Source organism: Pseudoclavibacter sp. JAI123, from assembly GCF_013409665.1.
Lineage (GTDB): Bacteria > Actinomycetota > Actinomycetes > Actinomycetales > Microbacteriaceae > Pseudoclavibacter.
Map to the genome: position 1 here is coordinate 987,427 of NZ_JACCCM010000001.1, position 17,420 is coordinate 1,004,846.

Here is a 17,420-nt window from a genome sequence, read left to right on the forward strand (position 1 = left end):
GCCGTGCCCCGCTAGTACTGGCCTGGGTACTGACCGCCGCCGCCAGCGGGCCCGTAGCCCTGATGCGCCGTGTACGCGCCGGCCCCCGCGAGGCGCGCGTTGGCTTCTCGGACGAACTGCGGGATGAGGAAGAGCTCGACGATGACCCAGATCGCGACGCCGAAGATGAGGAGCAGGCCGATGCCGAGCCAGGACGTCGCGAATCCCACGAGGTAGAGCACGAGCTGCGTGATGGCGATGCCCGTGCGGCCGAGGTAGAAGTTGTGGATGCCGAGTCCGCCAAGGAAGATCGCGAGCACGTACGTGATGCCGACTTCCTTGCCGCCGCTGACGACAACCGTCTGCTGGTAGAGCACGGGCGCGTTGGGGGCTGGTGCCTGCGTGGGCGCGTAGTGGCCCCACTGGGAGCCATCCCAGTAGCGCTGCCTGCCCGTCGGGTCTGGGTACCAGCCGGCGGCCGGCGAGGACGGCCCGTGGTTGGCGTCGGACGAGCCGAAGGTGTCGTCTTCGGGCTGCGATGCGTACGGATCCGATGGAACGAGGCTCATCAGGCACTTCCCTGCTGTCGAGTGGATGCGTCACTCATGCTAGCGAGCACCACCGACACTGGGCGGGCCTGTGGGATTTCGGGACCGAAGCGCGTCAGGGTCAGAGCGTCGGGTGTGCGCCTGGTGCCTTGCGCAGCGCTCGCCGGACGAGCAGCCCTTCGGAGATGAGGAGTGCAGCCACGATCGCGGCGCCGAGCAGGAAGCACAGCGCGGGGCTGACGACGTCCCCCGAGGCCCAGAGCAGTTCGCGGTCCTCTGTCTGCCACGGCCACAGGGCGCGGAGCGACCCGGCCATGAGCCCCGTCATGAGGGCGAGGGTGACGCGGCGGTGCTTGGTGAGGAGCCACAGCAGCACCTGCACGAAGAGAGCGAGGCCCGTGACGGCGCCGACCGCGAAGAGCGCGATGTATCCGAGGTCGAGCGAGTTGAGGGCGCGCAGCGTCGGCTCGTACATGCCCGTCGTGACGAGCACAAACGAGCCCGAGACTCCGGGGAGCACCAGCGCGCAGACGGCAACGGCGGCGGAGACGAAGATCGCGATGGGGGATGGGTCGGCGTCGTTTGCAGACGGTAGCCCAGTCAGGACGAAGCTCAGGACCGCGGCAGGCACCGCGATCGCGTAGTCGCGCAGCTGCCAGCGGGCGCCGAGCATCCGGGCCGGAACGATGAGTGACACAGCGATGAGCCCCGCGAAGAGCGCGCGGGATGGGATGGGGTGCGCCTCGATGAGGGGAGCGACGAGGCGGGCGGCGACGACGAGCGCCGCGAGCATCCCGATGCCGATGGGAAGCACGACGCCCCACTTGACCTGCACGAAGTGCTCACGCGCCCGGTTCAGCCCCCTGCCGCGCACCGTGTCGACGGCCGCGCGCACAACGCCGCGCACGAGGTGGCCAGCTGAGTCGATGAGGGTCTCGTAGACACCGATCAGCAAGGCGATGGTGCCGCCGCTGACGCCCGGGATGATCTCCGTCACGCCGATGAGCGCGCCTCGGAGGAGATTGACGAGGACGTTGAGCGCTGACAAACCGGCCCTTCTCGGGCGCCGGGGTCGGGGGCGGCGCCGGATGCTTGTGCGCCAGGAGAGGCGGCACAAAGCCTCTAGTCTGTCAGGCCGCATCCGCGACCGCACCCGCGGCGCCTCGCCGCCGCCGGCATCCGGGTCACGAGGCGGGCGGCATTCACAGCGGATTCACGCAATCCACCGGCACTCAGCCCGGCCGGGTCTGGCGCGCGTACCGTGTCCGCCATGTCCTCCGAACCCAGCCTCGCAGTGGCTCAATCGCGTCGCGGACGCCTCCGCGGCGCAGCCCCCGCCGGCCTCGCCGGCATCGGTGCGGCGGCGCTCGGAGTCGGCCTCGGTGAGCTTGCGGCCGCGTTCCTGCAGACCACGGCGAGCCCGATCGTCGCGGTGGGGGCCCTCCTCATCGACCTCGCGCCGCCCTGGGCGAAGGACACGGCGATCGCGCTCTTCGGGACCGCCGACAAGATCGCCCTCATCGCGCTCGTCGCGGTCGTGCTGCTCGTCGTCGCCGCGGTTGCCGGCGTACTCGAGCGGGCTCGTCCGCCGTGGGGGCGCGTGCTCATCGGGCTCATCGCCGCGATCGGTGCTGTCGCTGTAGCCACCCGTACCCCCTTCTCGCCCCTCGATACCGTGCCGCCGCTGCTCGCCATGGTGGTCGCCGTGCTGACGTTGCAGTTCCTCTCGAAGACGCTGGCCGATGCTGAGCAGCGGGCCCGCCAGCGCTCGAGGGAGTCGGCCGTCGCCGTCGGGCGGGGCTCAGCCGCAGGCGCGACAGGACGCGCGACCGGAATCGGTTCGGAGGCCGAAGGGCCAGCCGGCGCCGACGTGGAGTCGGCCGCGCCGCCAGCCGGCGTCGACCGCCGCCGCTTCCTCATCTACTCGGGGGCATCCCTCATCGTCGGCGCGATCGCGGCCGCCTCAGGTGCCGCGCTCTCCGCCGGAACTCGCGCCGTCACGGCCGTCCGCGAGGCGATCGCCCTGCCGGCGGCCGCGGTCAAGGCCGCCGCCGTGCCCGCGGGCGCGCAGTTCGACATCCCGGGCCTCCCGCCTGTCGTCACCCCGAATGCCGACTTCTACCGAATCGACACGGCCCTCAGCGTGCCCCTCGTGAACCCCGAGGGCTGGTCGCTGCGCATCCACGGCCTCGTCGACAACGAGGTGACCATCACCTGGGACGAGCTGCTCGCCCTGCCGCTCGAGGAGAGCATCACGACCCTCATGTGCGTCTCCAACGAGGTCGGCGGCGGTCTCATCGGCAACGCCCTCTGGCTCGGCTACCCGCTCCGTGAGCTCCTCAAGCGCGCGGGCCCGCAGGCGGACGCCGACATGGTGCTGTCGAAGTCCGCCGACGGCTGGACCGCCAGCACCCCCATCGGCGCGCTCACCGACGACCGCAACGCGATCCTCGCGGTCGGCATGAACGGCGAACCCCTGCCCGCCGAGCACGGCTTCCCGGTGCGGATGGTCGTGCCAGGGCTGTACGGGTACGTGTCGGCGACGAAGTGGGTCGTCGACCTCGAGGTCACCCGCTTCGACCGGGTCAACGCGTACTGGACCGACCGCGGGTGGAGCGCCGAGGGGCCGATCAAGATCGGCTCGCGCATCGATGTGCCGAGCGCCGGAAGCCTGAACGCGGGTCCGACGACGATCGCCGGGTTCGCGTGGCAGCAGCACACGGGCATCGAGGCCGTCGAAGTGCAGATCGACGACGGCGAGTGGATGCCGACTGAGCTCGCCGCGCCAATCTCCGACGACACGTGGCTGCAGTGGAAGCTCGACTGGGACGCCCCAGCCGGCGAGCACTCCGTGCGCGTTCGCGCGACCTCCAGCGACGGTGAGGTGCAGACGGATGCGCGCGCCGACGTCGTCCCCGACGGTGCCACCGGGCACCACGAGATCAAGGTCAACGTCACGGCGTAGACCTCGGCGTCGGCGGGGCCCGCCCGCATCTGCTCGCGCCACACCTTCCTCCTCCGCAGAGGCGTGGGAAGCGCAGCCTCGTTCCGGGATGAGCCTGCATTTCCCAAAGGTCTGCGCCGAGTCCCAGCCGGATGCACCGCGCAAGACGCCCCGATAGCCTGGCCGGGATGCCCCCACATTCCCCCGAAGAGGCTCCCCGTCCGTCGACCCTGCGCGATCTGCCGCGCGCCGCGTGGATCTCGGCACGCGCATCCACCCCGAATACGCCCCTGGCCGTGCTGTCGGTGCCGATCTACGCGTTCTCGATCGTGCCGATGACCCTTCGAGGTGGGCTCTACCTCGACGCGTCGCGCACGGGAACCGTGCTCTTCGCGCGGCGGAGGCCGATCTTGGACGGGGTGGTCGTCGGGCTCGTCACGGCTGCGGCGTTTGCGCTCTGGGTGGCCGGCATTCTGCTGTTCGACACCATGCTCGTGCTGCTGCTCGGGATGCTCGCCTACGCGGCGCTGCTCATCGGAGCTGTCATCGCGCTGGTGCAGCCGGGAGGGACGACGCTCTCGGCGTCCGGGCCGGAGACCCCCAAGGGGGAGCGGTGGATGGTCGCGGCGCTGGCGCAGCTTCCCGGCACCCGCATGACCGCGGTGATGCTCGCGAGGCGCCTGATCGAGCAGGCACCGCCCGGCTCGATCCTGGTCGCGGCCGCGGCGACGGATGCGCTGCACGAGCGCTACGTGCGCGCCGGCTTCACCGCGGGGCGGGCACGGCGCGTCTATCGCCTCGTTCCCCCGCGGACGCAAAGAAACCCCGCCATGTAGAAGCTAGGCGGGGTTTCAGTGGCTCCGACGGGCGTCGATCCCGTGACCTCACGATTTTCAGTCGTGCGCTCTACCAACTGAGCTACAGAGCCGGAGGCTGTTGCCTCGTGGCGACGCACTGATGTTCGTCGCCGTTGCAAATTGCCCTCTTCGAGAAGAGGGCAAGATGCTTGGCGACCCTGACGGGACTTGAACCCGCGACCTCCGCCGTGACAGGGCGGCGCGCTAACCAACTGCGCTACAGGGCCTTACTGTGGTGTCTCAGCCTGGGCTGATCCATCCGTATTCGATTGCGACAGTTCAATGTACAGCATCCCAGCACCTGATGTTGTCACGACCGTGACCCCAACGGGATTCGAACCCGTGTTAACGCCGTGAAAGGGCGCCGTCCTAGGCCGCTAAACGATGGGGCCGAGTGCTTGTAGCTGACTTGACTACCGAGAGAAGAGCATAGGGGCGTTTTCGGCTCGCGGCAAATCCGGTGCCGCATCGCGGCTCGTTCGGCGTGTCGCGCCGGACGTGGTCTGGTGCGCGCGCAGGCTTCCACGTATCCGGATGTTCCCCACGAGGCGCGGGATTCCGGCCCACACGACGACCCGGTACAGGTTTCCTCACCCGGGTCTCTGTGACGCGCTAGGCAGATGTTGACAAACTTGTTACTGTTTCTCGTGTTGTTGGTGTGAAACGAGTGACTGCAGTGGTAAATGCAGTCTCGCGTTGCCGCAGAGGCGTCCGCCTCGTTCCGCACCCAAGATCCATCACGAGGAGAGCGAATGCCCGCCACCAGGAGCCGGAAGCCCCTGCGACTCCGCGACCGCTGGCGTACCCCGCTCGTGGGCGCAGCATCCGCCGCCGTGCTGGCCGCGCTTGCGCTCTCCGCCGGCCCCGCATTCGCCGCCGACGATGACTACGCCACGTGGGAAGACGTCGTCGCCGCCGAGGGCAACGTCGACCGCCAGGAATCGCTCATCAGCGAGATCGAGCAGCAGATCGCCGACCTCGACGCAAAGGTGACCGCAGCAGCCTCCGAAGCGCAGGCCGCTGGCGAAGAGCACGGCAAGGCGCAGACCGCGTCGAGCGAGAAGTTCGCCGAGGTCACGATCCTGCAGGAGCAGGCGGATGCGGCCGAAGAGAAGGCCGCGACGTCACGCGAGAAGGCCGGTCAGCTGGCTGCCGCCATGAGCACCCGCGGCGCAGGCGACCCCAAGCTCGCCCTCTTCCTCAACCCAGGCGACGCCGACACGCTGCTCTACCAGCTCGGCACCATCAGCAAGCTCTCCGAGCAGACCGACGGCATCTACAACCAGGCCGTCACCGAGAAGAACACGGCAGACGTCCTCGGCACCCAGGCGACAACCGCGCACGACGAGCTCGCGAAGCTCGAAGCCGACGCGAAGACCAAGTTCGACGCCGCGCAGGCCGAGCAGGTTGTCCTCCAGAACGAGAAGTACCTCGCCGACAACAAGAAGGCCGACCTCCAGGCCATGCTCGCGCCGCTCAAGGAGAAGCGCGACGTCACCGCCAGCGACTACGCAGCCGGTGAGAAGCTCCGTCAGGAGCAGGTCGCGCAGACGAACCGCGAGCGTGCAGAAGCCGCGGCCGCCTATCAGGAAGAGGCGTACCAGCAGGCCGTCGCCGACGCTGAAGCAGCCGGCGTCCAGGCGCCAGCCAAGCCCGACATCTCCACGGACGTCCCAGAGGCATCCGCCCCGCTCGCGCCAGCAGACCCGACGGACACCTCTGTCGCCCCGGAGTCGCTGCGCCCGCCGGCACAGGCTGCACCTCCTCGCCAGCCCTCTGCCCCGCCGACGGCCACGGCAGACCCGACTGCGCCGGTCGCGCCCCAGCAGCCGACCACTCCCGCCGAGTCGCCCGCCCCGAACCCTGACCCCGTCACGCCAGCGCCGACCACGGCCCCGGAGCCGACGCAGGCCCCGGAACCGACGCAGGCCCCGGAACCGACGCAGGCCCCGGAGCCGACGACCGCGCCGCCGACCACGGCACCCGAGCCCGACCCGACGAAGCCCGACATCGAGATCCTCCCCGAGGAACCGCAGAAGCCTGACGTCGAGCTCGAGCCGGAGCCCGAACCAGAGCCCGAGGTTGTCGCACCGACCACTCCGGAGACCCCGAGCGGCGTGCTGGCCGGCTACTACGGACCGATCAGCAGCGGCGTCGTCACCGACGAGTACGGCATGCGCCTGCACCCGATCTTCGGCACCTACCGCATGCACAACGGCCTCGACCTCGGCGTTAACGGCGGCACCTGCGGAGCCCCGCTCTACGCAGTGCACAGCGGCACGATCACCTACGCCGGCTACAACGGCGGGTTCGGCAACCACGTCGTGCTCGACTTCGGCAACGGCACCCAGGTCTCGTACTCGCACATCATGGACGGCGGCATCAACGTCTACGTCGGCCAGACCGTGAACGCCGGTGACGTGCTCGCCTACGCCGGAACCACCGGTTCCTCCACGGGCTGCCACCTGCACTTCGAGCTGAAGTACTGGGGCACCCTGATGGACCCGAAGCCGTGGCTCGCCTCGGCAGGCATCTACTACTACTGATCCCCACTCGCACTGGCTGACCCAGCGCGCGCAGAAGGGCGGCTCCTCGCTTCGGCGGGGAGCCGCCCTTCTGCGTCTGACGCCGCGCGTGTCAGTTGACCTTCAGGCTGCATCTTCGGCGGCTAGCTGTCCAAGTTCCGTGATGATTCGCGTGCCTGGGCACCTGTCAGTGGCCTACGTCCGCTCTCGTCACGGAAGTTGGTCAAGACCACCCGACCGCTCCGCCCCGAACGCTCGGCCCCGAACGACCCGCCCAGAAGGCTCGGCCACCGCGTGTTGGCAGGCACCGCGCGCACGAAGAAGCCCCGCATCCACGGCTGAACTCGTCAGGGGATGCGGGGCTTCGTCAGCCTGTCGCCGGTCGAGCCGGCGAACGGCGCCTATTCGGCTGGCTTGTACTGCGCGATGGAACGCTCGATGATCGCCTCTGCGGCGGCTGCGTCGCCCCAGGCCTCGACCTTGACCCACTTGCCGGGCTCGAGGTCCTTGTAGTGCTCGAAGAAGTGCTTGAGCTGGTCCTTGGTGGAGTCGTCGACGTCGCCGAGGTCCTGGATCTTGGCCCAGCGGGGGTCCTTCGCGGGGACGCAGAGGATCTTGTCGTCTCCGCCTGCCTCGTCTGCCATGTTGAGCACGCCGACGGGGCGCACCTTGAGGCCGACGCCGGGGAAGAGCGGGTACTCGAGCAGCACGAGCGCGTCGAGGGGGTCGCCGTCGTCGGCGAGGGTGTGCTCGAAGAAGCCGTAGTCGACGGGGTACACGAACGGCGTGAAGAGCACGCGGTCGAGGAAGACGCGGCCGGTCTCGTGGTCGACCTCGTACTTGTTGTGGCTTCCGCGTGGGATTTCGATGACGACGTCGTAGCTGCCCATGGCGCTCCTTCGTTGCGCCTGGCGGCGCTCATTCTCTGTGGCTTGTCGGCGGGGCCCTGTGGGGCGCTGCTCGCCGCACGAAACCGTTGGTCTCGTTCGGCTTCAGGGTAGTGGATGCGCCTCTGTTGGGGGTGCGGATGCGCGCTTTCCGTCGGCATCGGCGGCGGCCGTTGCCGACGCCTTGCCTTGTGACGCTCCGCTGGAGCGGCGGCGACGGATCGTGGCATGCTGGTCTGCATGGCTGATCTCAAGGAAGCGCTGCACCTCGATCCGTTCATCCCGCTTCGGGAGGGGACGGGCCAGGCGCTTCCGCACGCGTTGTCGCTTGGGACGGCTCTTGTCGCCGGCGTGCAGTTCACCCTCCTCGCCGCGGCGCTCTTGAGCCTCGTGCGTCGCAAGCCGACCGAGGTGCGGGGTTCGCGTCTCGCGTGGGGTGCGTTCTCGCTCGTGAACTTCGTGGGTCCGATCTCGTACTTCCTCTTCGGCCGCAAGCGTTGAGCCTGCTGCCCGCCACCGCGCCTCGCTGCCCCTTCGGCGGCGCTTGTTGCGGCTCCGAGCGTGACGGTTCGCGCGGGCGCGTTTAGGCTGTACCTGTGTCAGATCGCCCTCGCCTCACTCCAGCAGTCGCCGACCTTCGCCGAGCCGTCCGTGGTTCGCTCCTCGGGCGTGTGCAAAAGGGCGATCGTGTGCTCGTCGCCCTGAGTGGCGGACCCGACTCTCTTGCTCTTGCCGCTGCCGCCGTCTTCGAGGCCAAGCGCCTCGAGGTCGAGGCGGGCGCGATCATCATCGACCACGACCTGCAGGAGGGTTCGGCGAAGATCGCCGAGCACGCTGCGGAGCAGGCGGCTGAGCTTGGCCTCGCCCCGGTGAGCGTCGTGCGCGTCAATGTCGAGGACCTGGGGGCCGGCCCTGAGGCGTCTGCCCGTGTGGCCCGCTACGAGGCCATCGAGGCCGTGCGCGTCGAGACCGGCGCATCCTGGGTGTTGCTCGGCCACACGCTCGACGACCAGGCCGAGACGGTGCTGCTGGGCCTCGCTCGCGGCTCCGGCGCGAAGAGCCTGCACGGTATGGCGCCCGTCACGGGAACGCTGCTGCGCCCGTTGCTCGGCCTGCACCGCCAGGTGACGGTCCAGGCGTGCGAAGACCAGGGCATCACGCCGTGGATCGACCCGCACAACAGCGACCCCGCCTACACCCGCGTCCGCGTGCGCGACACGGTGCTGCCGCTCCTCGAGAAGGAGCTCGGCCCCGGCATCTCCGAGGCGCTCGCCCGCACGGCGACGACGCTCCGCGAAGACTCGGAGACGCTCGATGCGCTTGCTCTCGAGTGGGCGCACGAGATCGTGAACACCGATGATGACGGCCGCATCTCCCTCGACGTCGGCGGCATCGTCGCGCAGCCTCCAGCTCTGCGCCAGCGCATCTGCCGCATCGTCGCCGAGCAGGGCTTCGGCGTCTCCCTCACGCGTCGCCACACGATGGCCGTCACGGCCCTCGCGACGGAGTGGCGCGGTCAGGGCCCGGTCGACCTCCCCGGCATCCGGGTGGAGCGCGAGAAGGGTCGCATCCTGTTCGGTGCGACGGCCTCCGCGCACGACGACCACCTCGACGAGACCGCCTAGCTTCACCCGTTCCGCCGCACACCACGTTCGTCTTCTCGAGCGCTGAAACACCCCAGGAGCCAGGATGCGCGCCACTGATATCCCGAACGACGTCCGCGAAGTCCTCATCACGGAAGAGGAGATCCAGGCGAAGCTCGCTGAGATCGCCCGCCGCATCGAGGCTGATTACGCCGAGTGCGAGCCGCTGCTCATCGGCGTGCTGAAGGGCGCGGTCATGGTCGTCTCCGACCTGTCCCGTGAGCTGACGATCCCGCTGAAGATGGACTGGATGGCCGTGAGCTCCTACGGCTCCGGCACCGAGTCGAGCGGCGTCGTGCGCATCCTGAAGGACTTGGACACCGACCTCACGGGCCGGCACGTGCTCATCGTCGAGGACATCATCGACTCGGGCCTCACGCTGTCGTGGCTCAAGCAGAACCTCGAATCGCGCGGCCCAGCATCCGTGGAGATCTGCACGCTGCTGCGCAAGCCGGAGCGCCTCAAGTCGGATGTGCCCGTGCGCTACGTCGGCTTCGACGTGCCCAACGAGTTCGTCGTCGGCTACGGCCTCGACTACGACGAGCAGTACCGCCACCTGCGCGACATCATCGTGCTGCAGCCGCACGTGTACGGCGGCGAGTAGGCGGGGTAGCGCGACCCGGTGCATCCGCGCGCCTTCAGCGAACACTGGAGACCCGTGTCGGTGGTGCCGAGTACCATGACTTTCGATCGCGCGCCCCGGTGCGCTGGCGAAGAACCGGCTGAAAGGCACCGAGCACGCCACTCGAGTCTCGACTTATGAAGCAAGTTACCAAGATCCTCAAGAGCCCGATCTTCATCGTGGTGCTCGCCGTGCTGGTCATCGGCCTCGGCTTCAGCCTCATCAACGGCAGCGGCACCCGGGAGGTGACGACGCAGCAGGGCCTTCAGCTCCTCCAGGAGAAGAAGGCAGACAAGGTCGTCATCGTCAACGGTGACAACCGCGTCGACATGGAGCTGGCGCAGGCCGACCCCGAATACGGCCAGAATGTCCAGTTCTACTTCGTGGATGCGCGCGCCGACGACGTCGTGTCGGCCGTCGACACGGCTGCTCCCGCCGGTGGCTACGACGACGACGTGCCTCAGCCGAGCTGGCTGCTGTCGGCCGTCAGCATCCTCTTCCCGCTGCTGCTCATCGGCTTCTTCATCTGGATCCTCTTCGCCGGAGGCCTGGGTGGCGGCGGTGGCCGCGGCGTCATGCAGTTCGGCAAGTCGAAGGCGAAGCTCGTCTCGAAGGAGAGCCCGCAGGTCACGTTCGACGACGTCGCCGGTGCCAACGAGGCGCTCGAGGAGCTGCAGGAGATCAAGGAGTTCCTCAAGGAGCCCGCCAAGTTCCAGGCTGTGGGCGCCCGCATCCCGAAGGGCGTGCTGCTGTACGGCCCTCCAGGAACCGGCAAGACCCTGCTCGCTCGCGCCGTCGCGGGTGAGGCTGGCGTGCCCTTCTACTCCATCTCCGGTTCCGACTTCGTCGAGATGTTCGTGGGTGTCGGCGCGAGCCGCGTGCGCGACCTGTTCGAGCAGGCGAAGCAGAACTCGCCCGCCATCATCTTCGTCGACGAGATCGACGCCGTCGGTCGGCACCGTGGCGTCGGCATCGGCGGCGGCAATGACGAGCGCGAGCAGACCCTTAACCAGCTGCTGGTCGAGATGGACGGCTTCGACGGCTCGACGAACGTCATCCTCATCGCCGCGACGAACCGTCCGGACGTGCTCGACCCGGCGCTCCTGCGCCCCGGCCGCTTCGACCGCCAGATCGGCGTCGACGCGCCAGACCTCGACGGTCGCGCCCGCATCCTGGGCGTGCACGCCAAGGGCAAGCCGCTGTCGCAGGACGTCGACCTTCGCGTCATCGCGCGCAAGACGCCCGGCTTCACGGGTGCCGACCTCGCGAACGTGCTCAACGAGGCGGCGCTGCTCACGGCCCGCTCGAACGCGCAGATCATCGACAACGAGGCCCTCGACGAGGCGGTCGACCGCGTCATCGCCGGTCCGCAGCGTCGCAGCCGTGTCATGAACGACCAGGAGCGCCTCATCACGGCCTACCACGAGGGCGGCCACGCCCTCGCAGCCGCGGCGATGCGCCACACCGACCCGGTGACGAAGATCACGATCCTCCCGCGCGGTCGCGCCCTCGGCTACACGATGGTGCTGCCGCTGGAAGACAAGTACTCGGTCACCCGCAACGAGCTCCTCGACCAGCTGTCGTACGCCATGGGCGGCCGCGTCGCCGAGGAGATCGTGTTCCACGACCCGACGACAGGCGCCTCCAACGACATCGAGAAAGCCACGAAGACGGCCCGCAAGATGGTCACCGAGTACGGCATGACCGCATCCGTCGGCTCTGTGAAGCTCGGGGAGTCCTCCGCCGAGACCGTCTACGGTCAGCAGGCCGGCGCAGGTCGCAACTACTCGGAGTCGGTCGCCGAGACCGTCGACCGCGAGGTGCGTCTCCTCATCGAGCAGGCGCACGACGAGGCGTGGAAGGTCATCAACGACAACCGCGACATCCTCGACCAGCTCGCGGCCGAGCTCCTCGAGAAGGAGACGCTCGACCACGTTCGGCTGGAAGAGATCTTCGCGCCCGTGCGCAAGCTGCCCGAGCGCCCGCAGTGGCTCTCCAGCCCCGACCGGCCCGTGAGCGCGCTGCCGCCCGTGCCGCTCAAGCCGCACATCCCGGTCGACCAGATGGACCCGATCGAGCACGCCCAGGATGGCGGCGCCGAGCTCGGCTTCTAGACCCCGCATGCACGACGAAGAAGGCAGGTTCCCGGCGATGGGAACCTGCCTTCTTCGTGTGTGCGTGCACCTGCGGTCAGGGCATGGTGGCTAGGAGCCGCGTGTCTTCCTGAGCGCGGCGACAGTCACGGCGATGCTGACGGCTGCGAGGGGCACGATGAGGATGCCGATCTGCAGGAGGTTCCAGCCGAGCGCGAGGAACAGGGCAGTCAGGAGGGCCGTGGCCACCCAGAGCACGATGGCGCGCGGCGCGGATGCGAAGCTCCGGAAGCCTGGTCGTTCGGTCGTCATAGGTGCTCCTCCGATCGTCGGTACGTTCTTCGTGGCAGCTACGCCGGGGTCTGCCTAGCCCTTCGACCCTCTCGAGGCGGGCGGTGGCCTGTCAACCTGAGGCGTTGATGCCCAGGCAACACGCACCCGGCAGGACATCCCTGCTCTGGTCGGGGGCACTGCCGAGCCCGCCGGCCTGTTCCACGTGGCAGTCGCTGATGGGTGTCGAGTGTGGGTGGCTCGCCTCCGCATCGGATACACGTCTGCGGGTCGCCGCGCGACTCGCGCGGGCGGTGCGGGGATGCGCGCGGGCTTCGTTTCGCGGGAGGATGGAGACCGACCCGCGTTGCGGGCGCTGCGGAGTGAGGACTTGCAAATGAACGATGTCGGTTCCGGATCGTCGGAGCGGGTCGATCTTGGGCGCGCGCAGGCTGCCGTGCGGGAGTTCCTGGCGGCAATCGGCGAGGACCCCGACCGCCCTGGCCTCGTGCGCACTCCCGAGCGGGTCGCGGAGGCCGCGCTCGAGCTGTTCGGCGGCATCGGGGTTGACGCGATCACGCCTCTGGCTGGCGCCAGGTTCCCGGTCGCCGACACGCAGCATCCATTTGGGGCTGTCTCCGGCGCAGCCGAATCCGGGGCTCCGCTCGCCGCATCTTCGAGTGCCGTCGCGTCCGAGTCTGCCTCCGCACGCGCATCGGAACCCGCATCTGCATCCGCGGACAACGCAACCTCGCCCGTGTCGCAGCCCGTCGTCCTCCGCGATCTCGCCTTCAGATCCATGTGCGAGCACCACCTGCTGCCCTTCTCCGGCAGAGTGCACCTCGCCTACGTGCCCGGGGAATCGATCGTCGGTTTCGGCCGTCTGCACGCGCTCCTCGAGACGCTCTCCGCACGACCGACCCTGCAGGAGCGACTCGGCGATGAGCTGGTCGACGCAATGATGACGGCGCTCGACGCCCGCGGGGCGCTTGCGATCATCGAGGCGAGTCACGCGTGCGCCGGGCTTCGCGGCTCGCGGCAGCAGGCTGGCGTCGTCGTGACCGTGTCTGCGCGGGGCGAGCTCTCCGAGCCCATCGCTCGCGCCGAGATCATCTCGCTCATCGGAGCGCAGCTGATCGTCGCCGCCGATGAGGCCGCCGCCGCGACGCCCGCCGCGAGCGGTCAGTCGGCTCCGCCCGCCGCGCCCATCGTCGGTCACGTGCTGCGCGGCGCGCGCTTCGACCCACGGTTGGGGACGCAGGCGAGCTCCGCGTCAGCCGACGAGGACGACACGGCTGGAGCGCCAGAAGCAGCGGAGCCGGAGGCTGCAGCGACTGCAGCGGCGGCACCCGCATCGCACGCGCCCGCCGAGGTCACCGAGCGCGACGCGCAGCTCGACGCGGCGACGGGTGAGCAGTGGGCGGAGGACTCCGGCCCCGTGAACACGCGCCCGTTCGAGCTGCCGCAGCGGTTCACGAACCTGCTGCAGCCTGCGATCCCGAAGCGTCCGCGCATCCTGGGCATCCTGAACATCACGCCGGACTCCTTCAGCGACGGCGGCAAGTTCGAGGATCTCTTCAGCCAGAATCGCCGCACGAAGCGTGCGCTGCGACGCGCGCGTGAGCTCGTCGCACAGGGCGCCGACATCATCGACGTCGGTGGCGAGTCCACGCGCCCCGGCGCCGTGCGGGTGCCGCAGGAGGAGGAAGCCGCGCGCGTCCTGCCGGTCATCAAGGAGCTCGCGGGGCTCGGCGTGCTCGTGAGCATCGACACGATGTACGCGAAGACGGCCGAGGCCGCACTCGAGCTCGGCGCCGAGTACGTCAACGACGTGTCGGGCGGACTGGCCGACCCCGCGATGCTCGGCCTCGTCGCCGAGAGCGGGAACCCGTTCATCCTGAGCCACTGGCGCGGCCACTCGGTGCGCATGAACGAGCTCGCAGACTACCGCGACCCTGCCGCCGAGATCCTCTCCGAGCTGGCGGGTGCCCGGGACCGCGCCGTCGACGCCGGGCTGGACCCGTCGCAGATCGTGCTCGACCCCGGCCTCGGTTTCGCGAAGCGCCGCGACGACAACTGGGCCGTGCTGCGCGAGCTCGAGCAGTTCGTGGCGCTCGGGCATCCGCTGCTAGTGGGGGCCTCGCGGAAGCGCTTCACGGGCGAGATGCTGGGACCGGATGCGGACGTGACCGAGCGCGACCTGCCGACGGCGGTCATCACGGCGCTCGCCGCGAAGGCGGGCGTCTGGGGCGTTCGGGTGCACAACGTCGAGGCGAACCGCGTGGCGCTGGATGTCGTCGACGCGTGGCGTGAAGGAGCACAGGATGACTGATCACTCGAGCGGACACGAGCCGAACCTGGACGCCAGACGGGTGGCGGATGCGCCCACCGCCACACGCAGTGCGGCCGCTGACGCTGCTCGCGGGCATGCGCACGAGCACGCGTTCGTGCGCGAGCCGGTCGTCGGTGCGACCAACAGCGTCGCCGGTCAGGTCCCGTCCGAGCTCGCAGCAACGGCTACGCCAGAGCCGCACCGCCGCACCGGCGTCCCGGAGCCCGAGCTGGACCGCATCATCATCACGCGCATGCACGCCCGCGGCCATCACGGGGTGTTCGAGCACGAGCGCCGGGACGGCCAGGACTTCTACGTCGACGCCGAGGCATGGGTGGACGCGGCCGCGGCCTCGTCGAGCGATCACATCGGCGACACACTGCATTACGGCGAGTGGATGCACGCGTTGCACGCGATCGTGACCGGTGAACCGGTCGATCTCATCGAGACGCTGGCCGAGCGCCTGGCGGCGGCCACGTTCGGCTTCGACGACGCGGTGGCGGTGCGGATCACGGTGCACAAGCCCCAGGCGCCTGTCGCCTTGGACTTCGAGGATGTCGCCGTGAGCATCCTGCGGCATCGGCCGGCCGCTCCGGGGGAGTACCTGGAATCGGCGGCCGCGCACGCGGTCCAGGCGCCCAGCGCCCAGACGGCAGCCACGGCCGTTCCTGCCACCGTTCCCGCTGCGGCTCCGAGCACCGCCGCGTCGGCGAGCGCCGAGGACGATTTCCTCGCGCGTGAAGCGGCCGCCGCCGCGCACACCGCCTCCGACGCGTCGATCGTCCTCGACTCCGGGGGAGCCCCCAACGTGCCGCTGCCACGCATCGAGCCTGCTGGCGACCTCTTCTCGCCGATCGCGCAGCGCGAGCAGGACGAGCGTTCGCCCTCCGATGCGGCCGTCGTGAGCCGCGCCGGTGGCGCTCCGAACGCCACGTCGGCCCAGCTGCCGACACGCGTTCGCCAGGCGGTGATCGCGCTCGGCGCCAACCTCGGCGACCGCGACGCGACCCTGTCCTCCGCCCTGCGCAGCATCTCGGAGCTGCCAGGCACGAAGCTGGTCGCCGCTTCGAGCCTCTACGAGACGCCCGCGCTGACGCTCGAGGGCGTCAGCGAAGAAGCCCCCGCCTACCGAAACGCGGTGGTGCTCGTCGACACCGATCTGCCCGCCGAAGACCTTCTACAGGCGCTGCACACCATCGAGGATGCGCACGGCCGTACGCGCGAGACGCGCTGGGGGAGCCGAACGCTGGACCTCGATCTCATCCAGGTGTCCGGCGAGCTCCGCGACGGCGAGCTGCAGCTCCCGCACCCGCGGGCGCACGAGCGTGCGTTCGTCCTGGCCCCGTGGCTCGAGGTCGACCCGCGCGCGCAGCTCGCCCCGCACGGCAGCGTCGCGGAGTTGCGGGCGGCCGCTCCGGATCGAGTCGATCGGATCGTGCAGTGAACCTCGCGAGCAGAACGCGACCTGGCCTGCTCGTCGGGCTGGTCGTGATCGGGGGCGTGCTCGCGTGGTGCGTGGAGACCTGGCTCGTGACCTCTGGTCGTCCCGTCATGGCGCCGCCGCTCACGATGCCCCTGACGCTGGTCGTGCTCGCAGGGCTGCTCCTGTGGCTCGCGTGGCCCATCCGGGCGTACACGCGCCGCCTGTGGCGAGAGCGCCGCGAGGCAGAGTCGCGGCGGCGTGCGCCTGGCCTCGAACACGGTGGGGCCGGTGGTGGCGCGGACCGCGACGAGCGCAACGGCCGCGAGGTCGAGCGCGACGTCAGGGGAAAGCGCGTCGACCCGCAGTACGCGTTCCGCGTGCTGGCGTTCGCGCGCGCGGCGAGCTTGGCTTCGTCGCTCATGGCCGGTGTCGCGCTGGGCGTTCTCGCGTTCGCGGTGACACGCACGGTGCCGCCGGAAGAGCCCATCTGGCACGCCGTCGTCTCGGTGATCGGCGCGGCCGTCCTGCTGGCCGTCGGCCTCATCGCGGAATCGTGGTGCCGCATCCCGCCGGGAGGCGAGGAGACCGCCACTTCGCAGAACCCCGTCGCCGCGTAGCGTTCGGCGCCTCCGACCAGCGCGTTCGGCGAAACGGTCGAGCGCCTCCAGGATGGGCCGGGCTGGCCTGGCCTGGCCCGGCTGCCCGCGTGATCGGCCTGCCCCTCTGCGTGCTCGCTGATCCCGTCCTGGGAACGAATCGGTGTCGACAGCCTCGGCAGTTCGCCGCTCTGCGCGTCTCGTCACCGTGACTGTCCGCATCGAGTTCTCGGTCGTCGGGTGATCGAGCGATGACATCGCCCCGCTCTGTCTCCGGTCAACTCGCCGGCGTTAGTAGGCCAGCCCGGGCGGACGAAGTCTCTCAAGTGCTGCGTTCTGGCAGTCAAGGTGACCTGGGCCTGGGAGAGCTCCGAAAACGCACTGATGCCGGCGTCACGTCACCGTGACTGTCAAGCTTGCTTGTTGCCGCCGGCTCGACCGTCAGGCGCGGTCGCCCAGGCCGCCTTCCGGTGCAGATGTCGGCTCTCTGTTCGAGTTCTCGTGCGCCCGGTCGTCGTCGACAGGGGTTCGCTCTTGTCCGCCAGCAGTCGAGCTGATCACCGTCCGGCCAGCAACCGGCCTGATCGCGGGTTCGTTCGAGAACCGTGTCAGTCACGGTGACGTGGTGTGCCTTTGGCGCTGAGAACAGGCGCCCTCCACTCTGTCGTCACCGTGAGTGTGAGCAGGTGTTACCCACAGTT

14 protein-coding genes and 3 tRNA genes are annotated in these 17,420 nt (G+C 69.5%); 10 read left to right on the forward strand and 7 right to left on the reverse strand.

Annotated features, from left to right (window positions below; translation table 11 throughout):
- Positions 1–11 precede the first annotated feature (11 nt).
- Positions 12–548, reverse strand: coding sequence for an NINE protein (locus HDC34_RS17640; protein WP_179556056.1), 537 nt, complete (start codon positions 546–548; stop codon positions 12–14).
- Positions 549–648: 100 nt separating this feature from the next.
- Complete coding sequence (locus HDC34_RS04735) at positions 649–1,575, reverse strand: DUF368 domain-containing protein (RefSeq protein WP_257023077.1); 927 nt, start codon at positions 1,573–1,575, stop codon at positions 649–651.
- 222 nt (positions 1,576–1,797) lie between these two features.
- Here HDC34_RS04735 and HDC34_RS04740 point away from each other — a divergent pair, with 222 nt between their 5' ends.
- Both HDC34_RS04740 and HDC34_RS04745 read left to right on the forward strand, forming a co-directional pair.
- Positions 1,798–3,492, forward strand: a complete 1,695-nt coding sequence (locus tag HDC34_RS04740; protein WP_179556058.1) for a molybdopterin-dependent oxidoreductase — start codon at positions 1,798–1,800, stop codon at positions 3,490–3,492.
- A 167-nt stretch (positions 3,493–3,659) separates the two neighbouring features.
- The gene (locus HDC34_RS04745) at positions 3,660–4,307 is read left to right on the forward strand and encodes a hypothetical protein (protein ID WP_179556059.1); all 648 of its coding nucleotides are present in this window, start codon (positions 3,660–3,662) and stop codon (positions 4,305–4,307) included.
- Between the two features lie 19 nt (positions 4,308–4,326).
- Here HDC34_RS04745 and HDC34_RS04750 read toward each other — a convergent pair.
- From HDC34_RS04750 to HDC34_RS04760, 3 genes are all read right to left on the reverse strand, one after another.
- Positions 4,327–4,399 (reverse strand) — tRNA-Phe (locus HDC34_RS04750).
- A 79-nt stretch (positions 4,400–4,478) separates the two neighbouring features.
- A tRNA-Asp gene (locus tag HDC34_RS04755) sits at positions 4,479–4,555 on the reverse strand.
- Positions 4,556–4,647: 92 nt separating this feature from the next.
- Positions 4,648–4,720: transfer RNA gene (locus HDC34_RS04760), tRNA-Glu, on the reverse strand.
- Positions 4,721–5,080: 360 nt separating this feature from the next.
- Between HDC34_RS04760 and HDC34_RS04765 the strand changes: the two genes are divergently transcribed.
- Positions 5,081–6,874, forward strand: a complete 1,794-nt coding sequence (locus HDC34_RS04765) for a peptidoglycan DD-metalloendopeptidase family protein (RefSeq protein ID WP_179556060.1) — start codon at positions 5,081–5,083, stop codon at positions 6,872–6,874.
- Between the two features lie 380 nt (positions 6,875–7,254).
- On the opposite strand, the gene ppa is transcribed toward HDC34_RS04765, so the two are convergent.
- Positions 7,255–7,743 (reverse strand): inorganic diphosphatase, encoded by a 489-nt coding sequence (ppa, locus tag HDC34_RS04770; RefSeq protein ID WP_068479635.1) that lies wholly within the window; start codon positions 7,741–7,743, stop codon positions 7,255–7,257.
- Between the two features lie 237 nt (positions 7,744–7,980).
- Here ppa and HDC34_RS04775 point away from each other — a divergent pair, with 237 nt between their 5' ends.
- From HDC34_RS04775 to ftsH, 4 genes are all read left to right on the forward strand, one after another.
- Positions 7,981–8,241 (forward strand): PLDc N-terminal domain-containing protein, encoded by a 261-nt coding sequence (locus HDC34_RS04775; protein ID WP_104310610.1) that lies wholly within the window; start codon positions 7,981–7,983, stop codon positions 8,239–8,241.
- A 95-nt stretch (positions 8,242–8,336) separates the two neighbouring features.
- The gene (gene tilS, locus HDC34_RS04780; protein WP_104310489.1) at positions 8,337–9,365 is read left to right on the forward strand and encodes a tRNA lysidine(34) synthetase TilS; all 1,029 of its coding nucleotides are present in this window, start codon (positions 8,337–8,339) and stop codon (positions 9,363–9,365) included.
- Between the two features lie 64 nt (positions 9,366–9,429).
- Positions 9,430–9,987 (forward strand): hypoxanthine phosphoribosyltransferase, encoded by a 558-nt coding sequence (hpt, locus tag HDC34_RS04785; RefSeq protein ID WP_104251707.1) that lies wholly within the window; start codon positions 9,430–9,432, stop codon positions 9,985–9,987.
- 155 nt (positions 9,988–10,142) lie between these two features.
- The gene (gene ftsH, locus HDC34_RS04790; protein WP_104310490.1) at positions 10,143–12,119 is read left to right on the forward strand and encodes an ATP-dependent zinc metalloprotease FtsH; all 1,977 of its coding nucleotides are present in this window, start codon (positions 10,143–10,145) and stop codon (positions 12,117–12,119) included.
- Positions 12,120–12,209: 90 nt separating this feature from the next.
- On the opposite strand, the gene HDC34_RS04795 is transcribed toward ftsH, so the two are convergent.
- A complete protein-coding gene (locus HDC34_RS04795; protein WP_179556061.1) occupies positions 12,210–12,410 on the reverse strand; it encodes a hypothetical protein in 201 nt (66 codons plus the stop codon).
- A gap of 355 nt (positions 12,411–12,765) precedes the next feature.
- Between HDC34_RS04795 and folP the strand changes: the two genes are divergently transcribed.
- The 3 genes from folP to HDC34_RS04810 are packed head-to-tail and all read left to right on the forward strand — an operon-like array spanning position 12,766 to position 16,740.
- Positions 12,766–14,700 carry a dihydropteroate synthase gene (gene folP, locus HDC34_RS18020; protein WP_179556062.1) on the forward strand — a complete coding sequence of 645 codons (1,935 nt, stop codon included), beginning with the start codon at positions 12,766–12,768 and terminating at the stop codon, positions 14,698–14,700.
- On the forward strand, positions 14,693–16,144 hold the full coding sequence (gene folK, locus HDC34_RS17655) for a 2-amino-4-hydroxy-6-hydroxymethyldihydropteridine diphosphokinase (protein WP_179556063.1): 1,452 nt from the start codon (positions 14,693–14,695) through the stop codon (positions 16,142–16,144). Before folP ends, folK begins: the two co-directional genes overlap by 8 nt.
- A complete protein-coding gene (locus HDC34_RS04810) occupies positions 16,141–16,740 on the forward strand; it encodes a DUF3180 domain-containing protein (protein WP_179556064.1) in 600 nt (199 codons plus the stop codon). The genes folK and HDC34_RS04810 overlap by 4 nt, the downstream gene beginning before the upstream one ends.
- Positions 16,741–17,420 lie beyond the last annotated feature (680 nt).